The sequence below is a fragment of the Hymenobacter aerophilus DSM 13606 genome (assembly GCF_000382225.1).
Classification (GTDB): Bacteria; Bacteroidota; Bacteroidia; order Cytophagales; family Hymenobacteraceae; genus Hymenobacter; species Hymenobacter aerophilus.
The window spans coordinates 16,232-29,689 of the sequence record NZ_KB907801.1; the positions used below are offsets into that span (position 1 = coordinate 16,232).

General features: G+C 62.3%; 14 protein-coding genes. 10 read left to right on the plus strand and 4 right to left on the minus strand.

Annotation, left to right across the window (positions count from 1 at the left end):
- Window positions 1–212 precede the first annotated feature (212 nt).
- Window positions 213–1,601, minus strand: coding sequence for a DNA repair protein RadA (gene radA, locus H145_RS0101610; protein WP_019946383.1), 1,389 nt, complete (start codon window positions 1,599–1,601; stop codon window positions 213–215).
- A 380-nt stretch (window positions 1,602–1,981) separates the two neighbouring features.
- Here radA and H145_RS0101615 point away from each other — a divergent pair, with 380 nt between their 5' ends.
- From H145_RS0101615 to H145_RS0101665, 10 genes are all read left to right on the plus strand, one after another.
- The gene (locus tag H145_RS0101615; RefSeq protein WP_019946384.1) at window positions 1,982–2,812 is read left to right on the plus strand and encodes a metallophosphoesterase family protein; all 831 of its coding nucleotides are present in this window, start codon (window positions 1,982–1,984) and stop codon (window positions 2,810–2,812) included.
- Entirely contained in the window at window positions 2,812–3,516 is a 705-nt protein-coding gene (locus H145_RS19490; RefSeq protein WP_019946385.1) for a hypothetical protein, read from the plus strand. The genes H145_RS0101615 and H145_RS19490 overlap by 1 nt, the downstream gene beginning before the upstream one ends.
- A gap of 420 nt (window positions 3,517–3,936) precedes the next feature.
- On the plus strand, window positions 3,937–4,467 hold the full coding sequence (locus H145_RS0101625; RefSeq protein WP_019946386.1) for a hypothetical protein: 531 nt from the start codon (window positions 3,937–3,939) through the stop codon (window positions 4,465–4,467).
- 43 nt (window positions 4,468–4,510) lie between these two features.
- Window positions 4,511–4,666 carry a hypothetical protein gene (locus tag H145_RS23865; protein WP_019946387.1) on the plus strand — a complete coding sequence of 52 codons (156 nt, stop codon included), beginning with the start codon at window positions 4,511–4,513 and terminating at the stop codon, window positions 4,664–4,666.
- Window positions 4,667–4,718: 52 nt separating this feature from the next.
- Window positions 4,719–5,174 carry an SRPBCC family protein gene (locus H145_RS0101635; RefSeq protein ID WP_019946388.1) on the plus strand — a complete coding sequence of 152 codons (456 nt, stop codon included), beginning with the start codon at window positions 4,719–4,721 and terminating at the stop codon, window positions 5,172–5,174.
- Between the two features lie 94 nt (window positions 5,175–5,268).
- Window positions 5,269–5,826 carry a hypothetical protein gene (locus tag H145_RS0101640; protein ID WP_019946389.1) on the plus strand — a complete coding sequence of 186 codons (558 nt, stop codon included), beginning with the start codon at window positions 5,269–5,271 and terminating at the stop codon, window positions 5,824–5,826.
- A 150-nt stretch (window positions 5,827–5,976) separates the two neighbouring features.
- A complete protein-coding gene (locus H145_RS0101645) occupies window positions 5,977–7,164 on the plus strand; it encodes a class I SAM-dependent rRNA methyltransferase (RefSeq protein ID WP_019946390.1) in 1,188 nt (395 codons plus the stop codon).
- Window positions 7,165–7,384: 220 nt separating this feature from the next.
- Window positions 7,385–8,854, plus strand: a complete 1,470-nt coding sequence (gene crtD, locus H145_RS0101650; protein ID WP_019946391.1) for a 1-hydroxycarotenoid 3,4-desaturase CrtD — start codon at window positions 7,385–7,387, stop codon at window positions 8,852–8,854.
- 104 nt (window positions 8,855–8,958) lie between these two features.
- Entirely contained in the window at window positions 8,959–9,651 is a 693-nt protein-coding gene (locus tag H145_RS0101655; protein WP_083937638.1) for a carotenoid biosynthesis protein, read from the plus strand.
- Between the two features lie 50 nt (window positions 9,652–9,701).
- On the plus strand, window positions 9,702–10,313 hold the full coding sequence (locus tag H145_RS0101665) for a TetR/AcrR family transcriptional regulator (RefSeq protein WP_157540976.1): 612 nt from the start codon (window positions 9,702–9,704) through the stop codon (window positions 10,311–10,313).
- A 149-nt stretch (window positions 10,314–10,462) separates the two neighbouring features.
- Here H145_RS0101665 and rpiB read toward each other — a convergent pair whose 3' ends face one another.
- The 3 genes from rpiB to H145_RS0101680 all read right to left on the minus strand — a co-directional run bounded on the left by rpiB (window position 10,463) and on the right by H145_RS0101680 (window position 13,311).
- Window positions 10,463–10,891 (minus strand): ribose 5-phosphate isomerase B, encoded by a 429-nt coding sequence (gene rpiB / locus H145_RS0101670; protein WP_019946394.1) that lies wholly within the window; start codon window positions 10,889–10,891, stop codon window positions 10,463–10,465.
- Window positions 10,892–10,992: 101 nt separating this feature from the next.
- Window positions 10,993–11,853, minus strand: a complete 861-nt coding sequence (gene tatC / locus H145_RS0101675) for a twin-arginine translocase subunit TatC (protein WP_240471642.1) — start codon at window positions 11,851–11,853, stop codon at window positions 10,993–10,995.
- 165 nt (window positions 11,854–12,018) lie between these two features.
- On the minus strand, window positions 12,019–13,311 hold the full coding sequence (locus H145_RS0101680) for a serine hydroxymethyltransferase (protein ID WP_019946396.1): 1,293 nt from the start codon (window positions 13,309–13,311) through the stop codon (window positions 12,019–12,021).
- Between the last annotated feature and the right edge of the window lie 147 nt (window positions 13,312–13,458).

A 13,458-nucleotide genomic window follows, 5' to 3' on the forward strand; every position in this document is an offset into this window, starting at 1 on the left:
GGTAAAAGTCAATTTCAGATTCGAAGATACGTTGGAATAAACCACAACAGCCAACAAGAGCCAGCAGTTTTTTTCGCCGGTTTCGTCGCAATAGACAAAGTTTTGTACACCCGGCGCACCATGCGGTACCACTGCCGGAATTTACAGGATTTTTACAAGAAGGTGGCTTCTGTGCCGCAACCAGTTTCTGACGGCCGCATCCACCAGCTAACTCAGCCGAACAAGCCCGTCAGCACCTCATCGAGCCGGCCCGCCGGGTGTACCCGGATGCCGTAGCGGGCCAGGTCGAGGCCTTTGGCGTTGAACTGCGAAATGTACATTTCCGCAAAGCCCAGTTTCTCGGCCTCGCCCAGGCGCTGGTCGAGCCGGCTCACGGCCCGGATTTCGCCGCTCAGACCTACCTCCGCCGCCAGGCAGATTTCGCCCCGGATGGGCACGTCATTTAGCGAGCTGACCACGGCGGCGCACACGGCTAAGTCCAACGCGGGGTCTTCGAGGCGCAGGCCGCCGGCAATGTTGAGAAACACGTCGTGCTGGCCCAGGCGCAGGCCGCTGCGCTTCTCCAGCACCGCCAGCAGCATCTGCAGGCGCTTGCCATCGAAGCCGGTGGCCGAGCGCTGGGGCGTGCCGTAGGTAGCCGGCGTCACGAGGGCCTGCACTTCCACCAGCAGCGGCCGGTTGCCCTCCAGCGTGGCCCCAATGGCCAGTCCGCTCAGGATTTCGGTGCGCTGCGAAAGCAGGATTTCGCTGGGGTTGCTCACCTGCCGCAGGCCCGCGCCCTGCATCTCGTAAATGCCCAATTCTGAAGTCGAGCCGAAGCGGTTTTTTACGGTGCGTAGGATGCGGTAGGTCAGGTGCCGGTCGCCCTCGAACTGCAGCACCGTATCCACCATGTGCTCCAGAATTTTGGGGCCGGCAATGGAGCCGTCTTTGGTGATGTGGCCGATGAGCAGCACCGGCACGCCGGTATCCTTGGCGTACTTGAGCAGCTCGGTGGTGCACTCGCGCACCTGGCTCACCGAGCCCGCCCCCGACTCGACCAGCGTGCTGTGCAGCGTCTGGATGGAATCGACCACCACCACATTGGGCTGGAGCTGGTCGATCTGGCGGAAGATATTCTGGGTGTTGGTTTCGGTGAGGATGTAGAGGCCGGGCTGCTGGCGGCCCAGGCGCTCGGCGCGCATCTTTATCTGCTGCTCGCTTTCCTCGCCGCTCACGTACAGAATGCGCAGGCCGTCGAGCTGCATGGCAATCTGGAGCATGAGCGTGCTTTTGCCAATGCCCGGCTCGCCGCCGATGAGCACCAGCGAGCCGGGCACCAGCCCACCGCCCAGCACCCGGTTCAGCTCGCCGTCGTGGGTGTCGAGGCGCGACTCCTGCTCGTAGAGAATTTCGCCCAGCGGCTTGGGCTTGGCGGTTTTGGAGGTGGTGCCGACCGAAGAGGACGCTTTCCAGGCGTTGGCGGCCGTATTGGGGTCGGTTTTCTCGACCACTTCCTCCACGTAGGTGTTCCACTCGCCGCAGCTGGGGCAGCGGCCAATCCATTTGGCCGACTGCGCGCCGCAGTTCTGGCAGAAATACAGGGTTTTAACTTTGGCCATGCCCGGCAGAAATTTCAGGAAGGAAGAAAACTAATAAATGCGGCACAAAGCCAAAAAGTTTGGCAAGAAAAGCCTTTTTCGGCGGTTGGCCCGGGCGGGGCGTAGCGGCGGCCGGCGGGACCGGGTCCTGCCGGCAACCAAGCACGGCCGCTGCTTTTTTTGCCGGAAACTCAGGATTTCTTTAGAATGTGCTCAGGTTTGATTTTAGCGGCCAGAATTCTGTAAAGTGCCATCGGGCCGGAAACGCGGCCCGCCGCCGGCGCGGGCCCAGGGGGCAGAAGGGCGTTCTGGCCCAACAAAGGGGCTTTTCGTCTGGTATAAAGGCTTCCGGCCGGCCAAGGAACAGCCTTGCGGTGCGGTACATTTCTTTACCAGGCATCATGTTTTCTTTTTCCGCTTCCACCATGCTGCGGGGTGCATTAGTCGGGGCGCTGGCCGCCGGGCTGAGCGCCTGCGAGCTGGTGGAGTTCAGCCCCAACGACCACCGCGCCCCCGCTCACCAGAAAGACCTGACGGCCAAAAACCTGGCCCGCCTCGCCGCCGCCCCGCTGCCGCCCGGCGACACGCTCCGCTTCGTGTTTACCGGCGATTCGCAGCGCTTCTACGACGACGCCGAAGACCTCGTGCGCAGCGTCAATCAGCAGCCCGGCATCCAGTTTATGCTGGTGAGCGGCGACATTTCCGACTTCGGGCTGGGCCGCGAGATGCAGTGGGTTGATAATGAGCTGCGCCAGCTGAAGGTGCCTTACCTGACCGTCATCGGCAACCACGACCAGGTGGCCAATGGCCGCGAGGCATACCAGGAAATCTTCGGCCCGCTCAACTACTCCTTCGTGTTCGGCGACACCAAGTTTGTGCTGATTGACACCAACAGCCGCGAGTACAACTTCAACGGCCGCGTGCCCGATGTGCCCTGGCTGCAGCAGCAGCTGGCCGACCCGGCCGGCGCCCGCCGCACGGTGGTCATCAGCCACGTACCGCCCCAGGACAACGACTTCGACCCGAGCCTGCGCGACGCCTACGCGGCCACGCTGCGCGAAACGCCCAATTTGGTGTTCGAAATGAACGGCCACCGCCACGACTACAGCGTAACGCAGCCCTTCAACGACGGCGTTACCTACGTCAACTCCTACTCCTTCGAGAAGCGCAACTACCTCATCGTCACGGTTTGGGGCGACAAGCAGTTCCGGCTCAAACAAATTTCCTTCTGATGGCTGCTTCCCTGCTTCTGGCGGCGCTGCTGTCCGCCGCGGGTACGCCCGCTACTGCTGTGCCTAATGGGCCCGGGCCTTCCGATTCCGTTGTGGTAGCCACCACCGCCGAAACCCCGGCTGCCGAAACCCCGGCTGCCGAAACCCCGGCCGCCGCAAACCCGGCCGCGCCGGCATCGGGGCCCGTGCGCTACCGGCCGCGCCACCTGCTGCTGCAAACCGGCGGCGGCGTGGGTATGCTGAGCGCGGGCGGTGGCCTGAGCTTCGCCCACCGGCGCCTCGACCTCGACGGGCTGCTCGGCTACGTGCCGGCCCGCCACGCCGGTACGGCCCTCACCATTGCCTCGCTCAAGCTGAAATATGCGCCCTGGGAGCTGCCGCTGGGCCGCTCCGGACTAGCCCTGCAGCCGCTGGCGGTGGGCGTGTATGGCAGCTATACCTTCGGGCTGCGCAACCCCGGCAAGCCCGACCAGTACCCCGACGACTACTACTGGTGGTCGAGCACGATGCGGGTAGGGCCGGTGCTGGGCAGCAGCCTGAGCTACATGCTGCCGGTTGCCGCCAATGGCCACACCCGCCGCCTCACGGCCTACTACGAGCTGGCCACCAACGACCTGTACGCCATCAGCTACTACCAGAACCGTAGGGCCCTCTCGCTGCGCGACATTGCCACGCTGGCGCTGGGCCTGAAGCTGGAGTTTTAGCCGCGGCGGGCACGCTGCCAGGCAAGAACGAAAACGGCAGCAAGGAAGCACAAAGCAAGCGCGACAAAGACAGGAAGTAGCTTTAGTTCCGGCCTGATTGCTGAAACCGGCCCGGTTCGCTTTACGCGGGCCGGGCCGGTTTGCGTTTGAGTCAACTGGAGCCGCTGGCTTTAGCCAGTAAAACCGGGTACTCTGCCATTTGAGGCGTGTAGAAGAGGAGTAGAAATAATAGGTGCGAAATAGGACTAAAATAAGTTGCAGCCTGGGCTTGCTCGTCTGCTGAAAGGCCTGTACATTTCTGGCATTCAAGCCGATTATCCGTTGGTTTTTAGCGTCATAGTGATTTGGTTTAAATCTCCCAAGATTTGCCTGCCGAGCAAACCCAGTTCCGTTCTGTTTTTTCACCTTTCCCTTCCCACTATGAAACACGCCACTCTGCTGCTGGCGGCCCTGCTGGGCCTAAGCCAATGCAAAAAGAAAGATGCTTACCCCACCCGTATAACGCCCCCGCCGCTGCCCGCCGAGACGACCACCGGCGCCCGCACCTTCGGCTGCCTGGTTAACGGCAAGCCCTTCACTGCTTCAGGGATTAATAGAGTACATGGCGATTGGCTTACTCTTAATACGCTTGGCATTTCTGCCGATACTAAAAATAGCGGGGAAGAAGCGACTATAGGATTGCTTCTAACTGGCATACTGACAGATGAAAAAGTTTATCCGCTCCGGCCTAAAGATGTAGGTTTTCCCCCTTCCACGCTAGTAGGCTTCGTCGCACGATACACAGGTTCTGGTTGCGACTACGACGGTAGTTTTACAAAAAAAGGCATTTTAACGCTCACGCGCTACGACCCGGTAGCGCGCATCGCGGCCGGTCGTTTCGCCTTCACGCTCTATCAGCCCGGCTGCGACACGCTGCGCGTGACGGAAGGGCGCTTCGATGTAACATTCTAAAGCTTGCTTTTCTTGCCTTTCGCCCTTCTCTATTCTTGCTTTTATGCGTTTACTTCTACGTTTACTATTTCTGCTGTGGCTGCTGCCCACCACCACCACTCAGGCTCAGCAAGCGGCCAGCACCGCGGGCGAAACTCCCTGGACGGGCTGGCCGGCGGCCAATGCCACGCTGGCCCTGGGCCTGAAGCTGGAATTTTAGCCGCGGCGGCCCACCCGCCAAAACCGCCGCCTCCCTGCCGAGTTAGGCTAGTATGAACGTATACCTGCGTACCCACGTGGCGGCCGCGCCCGCCGAGGTTTGGCAAGGCTTCACCCGCGAACTATTTGTGGCCCTGGCTCCGCCGTTTCCTCCCTTCCTGCTGCTGCGCTTCGATGGCTGCCGGCGCGGCGACGAGGTGCACCTGGAACTGGGCGCCGGCCCGCTGCGCCAACTCTGGACGTCGCTCATCACCGACAACGGCATCACGGCCAACGGCGTGTACTACTTCGTGGATGAGGGCGAGCAGTTGCCCGCGCCGCTGCGCTACTGGCAGCACCGCCACCTGATGCAGCCCGCGCCCGGTGGTGGCACCTATATCGTGGAAGACCTGGAGTACCGCACCGGCTCGCAGCTGCTCGACCGGCTGCTGTGGCCGGCCGTGTGGGCGCAGTTTGCCTGGCGCCGGCCCATTTACCGGCGCTGGTTTGGGCAGCCCGCGGCCGAATAACGGGGGGCCGGAGTCCGCTGGGCAGCGCCAGTGGGCGGGTTGCCGTATAGGGTCCGGCGGTCCGCGTATCTTGCCGCCTCTCAGCCCGAACCTTATGCCCTTTTCTACCACTTCGCTCCGCCGTTTGCTCGTTTCCTGCTCCGTGGCGGCGGCCCTGCTGACGGCGGCGTCCGGCTGCCGCAGCGCCCACTCGGCCTACCAGTTCCGGCCCGCTACTACCGTGGCCGTTGCGCCCCGCCAGGCCGCGCCGGCTGCCACGCCGCCGGCCGCAGTGCCTGCAACCGTCGCCGGTGCGGCCACTGCGCCGCCGCCGAAGGCAGCAGCAAAACAAGTAGCAACACGGCCGGCCCGGCAGCCCGCCCGCCGGCTACGCCGGCCGGCTACGCCCCAACCGATTCAGCGGCTTGCTTCGGCCGGCCGGCCGGCTCATGCGGCGGTGTGGCAGCCGGCGCGGCGCGCTACTACTGCATCTGACGGCGCGCAGGCGACGGCCGAAGTGGGCCTGGGCACTACCGTGCTGGGTGTGCTGGGGCTGATTGTAGGGCCGATTTCGTTGATTGGCCTGCTGATTTGGGGCGGCCCGGTATGGGCCGTGCTGCTGGGCCTGTCGGCGCTGGCGGTGCTGGTGGCCTACATCGACCCGTTTCGGTAGGAGTGGCGGCGTGGGCGGGCGTACCTTTGCGCTTTCGTTTCGATAGGAAAGCTTGCCGGCCAGCCGCCGCGCAGTTCTTTTGAAGAAACACCAATTCAATTCTTACACGAAAGCTACCAGCTAGCCGCTGATAGCTCATAGCTCAGAAATATGGCCATCGTCACGCTCAAACCCGGAAAAGACCAATCCTTGCGCCGCCGCCACCCTTGGGTGTTTTCGGGCGCCATTGGCCGGATGCAGGGCGAGGTGACCGAGGGTACGCCCGTAACGGTGCAGGCGGCCAACGGCGAGGTGCTGGGCGTGGGCCACTACGCCCCCGGCTCGATTGCCGTGCGCCTGCTCGATTTCGGCCCCGATGCGCAGCTGCCCGACGCCACGTTCTGGGAAAACCGCCTGCGCAACGCCTACCAGCTGCGCCAGGGTCTGGGCCTCACCGGCACCGGCAACACCGACGTCTACCGCCTCACCCACGCCGAGGGCGACGGCCTGCCGGGCCTGATTATCGACGTGTACGGCGACACGGCCGTGGTGCAGGCGCACAGCGCGGGCATGTACCAGTCGCGCCCACTGATTGCCAAGGCGTTGCAGGCCGTTATTCCGGGCCTGCGGGCCATCTATGATAAAAGCGCCGAAACCGTGCCCGCCAAGGCCGCGCCGGGTGCCCAGAACGGCTATCTGCTGGGTGAAAGCAGCGGCCAGGAGCACATCGTGCACGAGAACGGCCACCCGTTTGCCGTGGATTGGGAGACGGGCCAGAAAACCGGTTTTTTTATCGACCAGCGCGACAACCGCAGCCTGCTGGCCCGCTATGCGCCCGGTCGCCGGGTGCTCAACACGTTCTGCTACACCGGTGGCTTCAGCTCCTACGCCCTGCAGGCCGGCGCCGAATTGGTGCATTCCGTCGACAGCAGCAAGCGGGCCATCGAGTTGACCGAGCGCAACGCCACCCTCACCGGCCTGGCCTACAAGCACGAGGCCTTTGCCGAAGACGTGTTCAGCTTCATGAAGCAGCACCGCGACGAACAGTACGACCTTATCGTGCTCGACCCGCCCGCCTTCGCCAAGCACCTCTCGGCCCGCCACAACGCCCTGATGGGCTATAAGCGCCTCAACGCGGCCGGCATCAGCCAGATTGCGCCCGGCGGGTTGCTGTTCACTTTCAGCTGCTCGCAGGTAGTGTCGCCCGAGCTGTTCGAGGGCGCGGTGCTGGCCGCCGCCATCGAGGCCGGCCGCCCCGCCCGCATCCTGCACCGCCTCACTCAGCCCGCCGACCACCCCGTGAGCCTCTTCCACCCCGAAGGCGCCTACCTGAAAGGGCTGGTGCTGGCTGTGGAGTAGGTTCTTTGGGAGCTATTAGCTTTTGGACGGCAGCGGTTTAGTACGAGACGCTTGCCGGTGATTTTCGGCGGGGAGTTGTTTAACTCAAACCGAATGGTTGGTGGCGGGTTTGCAGTTGGATTCCCTTTAGGCAATCTGCTCCGGCTACTTTGCCGGGTAGGGTTGTCTATTCCGTCAGCACAAAAAAAGCTAAAAGCTCTCAGCTAACAGCTCAAAAAACATGCAAACAACTGCCATTATCGGGGCCGGCATCGGCGGTATTGCTACGGCCGTGCGGCTGGCGGTGCGGGGCCACCGGGTGGTGGTGTTCGAGGCCCAGGAAAGCTTCGGCGGCAAAATGCACCAGCTGGAGCTGCCCGGCGGCTACCGTTTTGATGGTGGCCCCTCGCTGTTCACGCTGCCGCATCTCGTCGATGAGTTGTTCCGGCTGGCCGGCCGCAATCCGGCCGATTACTTCCGCTACCAGCGCCTCGACCCGATTACCCAGTACTTCTTCGCCGACGGCACCCGCCTCACGGCCTGGGCCGACGCGGACAGGTTTGCCCGCGAAGTAGAAGCCAAGCTAAACGTGCCGGCCGCCGACGTGCGCGCCTTTCTGGCCCGCAGTGGGCGGGCCTACGATGCCACGGCGGGCACGTTTCTGCAGAAAAGCCTGCACAAGGCCGGCACCTACCTCAGCCCCAAGGTGCTGAGGGCTCTGGCCGCGCTGCCTCAGTTGGGCCTCACCAGCACCATGCACCAGCGCCACGAAGCCGCCTTCCCCCACGACCCGCGGCTGGTGCAGCTCTTCGACCGTTTTGCCACCTACAACGGCTCCGACCCCTACCAGGCCCCGGCCACGCTAAGCATGATTCCGCACCTGGAGCACGGCATCGGGGCTTTTTACCCCGAAGGCGGCATCCACGCCATTGCCCAAAGCCTTGTGCGGCTGGCCGAGGAACTGGGCGTGGAGTTCCGCTACAATGAGCCGGTGCGCGAAATCCTGGTGGAAAATGGCCACGTAACCGGCCTGCGTACCGACCAGCAGACGTACCCGTTCGGGCAGGTGGTGAGCAACATGGATGTGGTGCCCACCTACCGCCACCTGCTGCCCACGCAGCCCGCGCCTGAGCGCACGCTCAGCCAGCCCCGCTCGTCGTCGGCCCTGATTTTTTACTGGGGCGTGGCCCGGCGCTTTCCCGAGCTGGGCGTGCACAACATCTTCTTTTCCGAGGATTACCAGCGCGAGTTTGAGGCCATCTTTCAGGATAAAACCGTCAGCGCCGACCCCACGGTGTACGTCAACATCACCAGCGGCCACACGCCCACCGATGCGCCCGCGGGCCACGAAAACTGGTTTGTGATGGTGAACGTACCCCACGACCAGGGCCAGGACTGGCCGGCCCTGATAGCCCAGACCCGCGCCGCGGTGCTCCGCCGCGTGGGCCAGGCCCTGGGCACCGATATCGGGCCGCTTATTCGGGCCGAGCACGTCTGGGACCCGCCGGGCATTGCGGCCCGCACGTCGTCGTTTGGCGGGGCGCTGTACGGCAGCTCCAGCAACAACGCGCTGGCCGCTTTCCTGCGCCACCCCAATTTTTCGCGCCGACTGAAAGGGCTGTACTTTTGCGGAGGCTCGGTGCATCCCGGCGGCGGAATCCCGCTTTGCCTGCTCTCGGCCAACATTGTTTCTGACTTGATTGAAAAGTAAAAGCGGAAGGCTGGAAATACGTGTTCGGTGCGCACTTCGCTCTTGATGAGGTGTTGGAAAGCACCCCGCTGGTTTTCTACTTTTAGTTTTTAATTCGAAAATATATGCCCGAACCAACCCAACATCCTTCCGTGGCGGCCCCGGCGGCAACTACCCGCGCCGAGCGGCAGCAGCGGCGGTTGCGCTGGGCCCAGGGCGTGCTGCTGCTGTTCCACGTCACGGGCTTTGTGGGGCTGGCGTTTTCCGAGAGCCCCGGCTTCTTCCTGCGCTTCATGCCCCTGACGCTGCTGCTCACCGTAGGGCTGCTGCTGGCTTTTCAGCCCCGGCGCACGCCGGCGTTCTGGAGCTTTTGCGCCGTTATCGCCCTGATGGGCTTTTTTGTGGAAGTAGTGGGCGTGCGCACCGGGCTGCTGTTCGGGCACTACCAGTACGGCGCCTCGCTGGGCATCAAGTGGCTGGAGGTGCCCCTGCTCATCGGCGTCAACTGGGTGATTGTAACCTACTCGGCCGGCATTCTGGCCACCTACCTGCCGCTACCGGGCTTTTTGCGGGCCGTAGTGGCGGCGCTGCTGATGGTTGGGCTTGATATTTGTATCGAGCCGGTGGCCGTGCAGTACGACTTCTGGAGCTGGCAGTACGATGTTATTCCGCTGCTCAACTTCAAGGGCTGGTTTGTGGTGAGCCTGATTTTTCAGGTGTATTTCAACCGGGTCGAGTTCAGCAAACGTAATGCGCTGGCGCCGTTCGTTTACCTGGTGCAGCTGCTGTTTTTCTTCGGCCTGGGCATGTTGCTCTGACGGAAAGCGGCGCCGCTGATTTCCTTTTTCGCCGCTTTCATTTAGCTGATATGGAGCAACTTGTACGCCAGCAACTTCTTGATCGTGCCGCCCTGCTCTTTCGGCAGGTAGGCGTGCGGCTGCCCCACGAGGAGCAGCTGGCCGCCGCGCTCGACTGTACGCCCGCGGAGTTTCGACAACTCTTCGGCTCGAAGGAAAACCTGCTTTTTGCCATTACGGAGCACAACCTGGTTCGCCAGCGCGAGGAGCACGCCGAACTGTTCGCCAACCTCGATACGCCCGCCGAATGCCTGGTGGGGCTGCTGCGCTACAGCCTCAACGAGCTGCGCCAGGCCCCCAACTACGACTACCATATCATGCGCACGCAGTACCCGCGTTCGTGGCAGCTCATCAGCGACCATCTGAGCGGCTATACGGGGGCGCTGCTGGTGCGCCTGTTGCAGGGCGGCATCAGCCAGGGCCAGTTCCGCGCCAACCTCGACGCCCGCCTGATTGCCCACATCATCCTGGCGCAGTTCAGCCTAGTGCTCAACGAGGAGCTTTTCCCGCCCGACCAGCTCGATGTGTCGGTGGTGTACCGCAACATTTTCGCGCCCTACGTGCGCGGCCTCTGCACCCCCGCCGGCCTGCACGTCGTCGCGAGCCACTTCGAGCGGCTTTGAAAGGTGATTTGGTGATTTGGCGAAAAAGAACGGTCATTCTGAGCGGAGCGAAGAATCTCGCGTGCCACAGTAATCCTACGATAGGAGTTACCATTGCACGCGAGATTCTTCGCTCCGCTCAGAATGACCGTTCTTTTTCGCCAAATCGCCTAACAGGCAATCTTATCCACTCGGTTTTGGTGGCGGCCGCCTTCGAAGGCGGTGTTGAGGAACTGGCTGGCAATGGCGCGGGCGGTTTCCTCGCTCACGAAACGGGCCGGGATGCAGATAACGTTGGCGTTGTTGTGCTGGCGGGCCAGCGTGGCCAGCTCGGGTTCCCAGGCAATGGCCGCCCGAATGCCCTGGTGCTTGTTGGCCGTGATGCACACACCGTTGGCCGAGCCGCACAGCAGCAGGCCCAGCTCAAACTCGCCACTTTCCACGGCCGTAGCCAGCGGGTGTACATAATCGGGGTAATCCACCGAGTCGGTCGAGTGGGTGCCGAAATCCTGCACCTCGTAGCCGTTGTCGCGCAGCCACTGCAGCAGCATTTGCTTGTAGTCGAAGCCCGCGTGGTCGGAGCCGATGGCTAGTTTCATAGAATGGGTCTTTAAGGGAGCTTCAAGCGGCAAGCTACAGGCTTCAAGCTGACGTTCAACATCAGCTTGAAGCCTGTAGCTTGCCGCTTGAAGCTCAAATGTTATTCCGCCACGCCCTGGTTTTCGGCCAGTTGGGCGTTGAGGGCGGCGGTGCGGTTGCGCGTTACCACGCGGGCAATGTTGATGCTCAGCTCGTAGAGCAGAATGATGGGGATGGTGACGATGATTTGCGAGGTGACTTCGGGCGGCGTGATAATGGCGGCAATAACGAGCACCACCACAATGGCATGCTTGCGGTATACGCGCATGATGTCGGGCGTAATCAGGCCCGCTTTGGCCAGGAAGAACACAATCATCGGCAACTCGAACACGAAGGCGCACGACAGGCTCATGGTCGTGAGCGTGCTCAGGTAGCTCTGCATGTCAATCTGGTTCTCGATGCTGGCGTCCACCACGTAGCCGGCTAGGAACTGGATGCTCATGGGCGCGGCAATGTAGTAGCCGAACAGCAGGCCCGCAATAAACAGCACCGACACGAAAAACACCGCGCCGCGCGAGTTTTGCCGCTCGTGCGGATACAGGCCCGGCTCGATAAAGCGCCACAGTTCCCAGAACAGATACGGAAAGCCCAGCACCAGCCCCACAATAAAGCTCGTGCTGATGTGCATAGTCAGCTGCCCGCTCATCTCTCGGTTCTGAATCACGAACCCGATTTTATCGATGCACAAACCCGGCGCGTGCAGCAGCGCAGCCAGCTTGCACGACATCTGGTAGGTCCAGAAGTCGGGCCGCGAGGGGCCCAGCATCAGGTCGTGGAACAGGAAATCTTTGGCAAAAAAGGCGCCGAGCGAAAAAACCACCACGGCAATGGCCGCCCGGATAACGTGCCAGCGCAGCGCCTCCAGGTGGTCGATAAACGACATTTCCTGCTGGTCGCCCAGCATGGGTTGAGTTGCAGACACTTGGGAGAAGGAGTGAATCGGTGGATGAGTGAATGAGCGGCTTGGCGAGTGAGAAACTCAGCGCAGGAGTGAGGACAAACGAAATTACAGGCAGTTGGGGTTTATCAGGCTGATTCGGGCAACGCACTCCTTTACCGAGCCGCTCACTCAGTATCCCTCCTCGGCTTAGGCGAAAAGCGGGTACTGCTCCATCCACTCGTTGATTTCGCCGCGCACTTTGGCCAAACGGGCGTCGTCGGCGTTGTTGGTCAGGGCCTCGTCAATAAACTCCACGATGCGCACCATGTCGGGCTCGGTGAGGCCACGGGTGGTGACGGCGGCCGAGCCAATGCGCATGCCCGACGTCACGAAGGGCGACTTATCATCGAAGGGCACCATGTTTTTATTGATGGTGATGTCGGCCTTCACGAGCGTGTTTTCGGCCAGCTTGCCGGTCAGGCCCTTGCTGCGCAAGTCAATCAGCATCAGGTGGTTGTCGGTGCCGCCCGAAATCAGCTCGTAGCCGCGCTCCACAAACGCGCCGGCCAGCGCCTGGGCGTTGGCTACTACCTGGCGGGTGTAGTCGGCATACGTATCGGTGAGGGCCTCGCCGAACGCCACGGCCTTGGCGCCAATCACGTGTTCGAGCGGGCCGCCCTGGGTGCCGGGAAACACGCCCGAGTCGAGCAGCGCCGACATCAGGCGGGTTTCGCCCTTGGGGGTTTTCAGGCCGAAGGGGTTTTCGAAGTCGCGGCCCATCATAATCAGGCCGCCGCGGGGGCCGCGCAGGGTTTTGTGGGTGGTGGTGGTTACGATGTGGCAGTGCTCGAAGGGGTTGTTGAGCAAGCCCTTGGCAATCAGACCCGAGGGGTGCGAAATGTCGGCCAGCAGCAGGGCGCCCACTTCGTCGGCGGCTTCGCGCAGGGCCTGGTAGTCCCAGTCGCGCGAGTAGGCCGAGGCCCCGCAGATGATGAGCTTGGGCTTTTCGCGGCGGGCCGTATCCTTCACTTTCTGGAAGTCAATCAGGCCGGTTTCCTTCTCGACGCCATAAAAGCTGGGCTGGTAGAGTTTGCCCGAGAAGTTGACCGGCGAGCCGTGCGTGAGGTGGCCGCCGTGGCTCAAATCGAAGCCCAGAATTTTGTCGCCGGGGTTGAGGATGGCCAGCATCACGGCGGCGTTGGCCTGGGCGCCGGAGTGCGGCTGCACGTTCACCCACTGCACGCCAAACAGCTCCTTGGCGCGGTCAATGGCCAGTTGCTCAATCTGGTCCACCACTTCGCAGCCGCCGTAGTAGCGCTTGCCGGGCAGGCCCTCGGCGTACTTATTGGTCAGGATGGAGCCCTGGGCCCGCATGACCTGCTCCGACACGTAGTTTTCGGAGGCAATGAGTTCAATGCCGTGGGTTTGGCGGGCTTTCTCCTGCTTGATGAGGTCGAAAACGGCAGTATCGGGGGCGAGGACGCGGGCTTGAGTTTCCATATCTTCAAAGGTAAGGCTAAAGGTGAGATAGTGAGATAGTGAAATGGTGAGTTTGACGTTCCTGAAACCTGGTTGCGCCGTTTGCGCCGACAGGCTATTGGAACGTCAAACTCACCATTTCACCATCTCACTATCTCACCTTTCCCT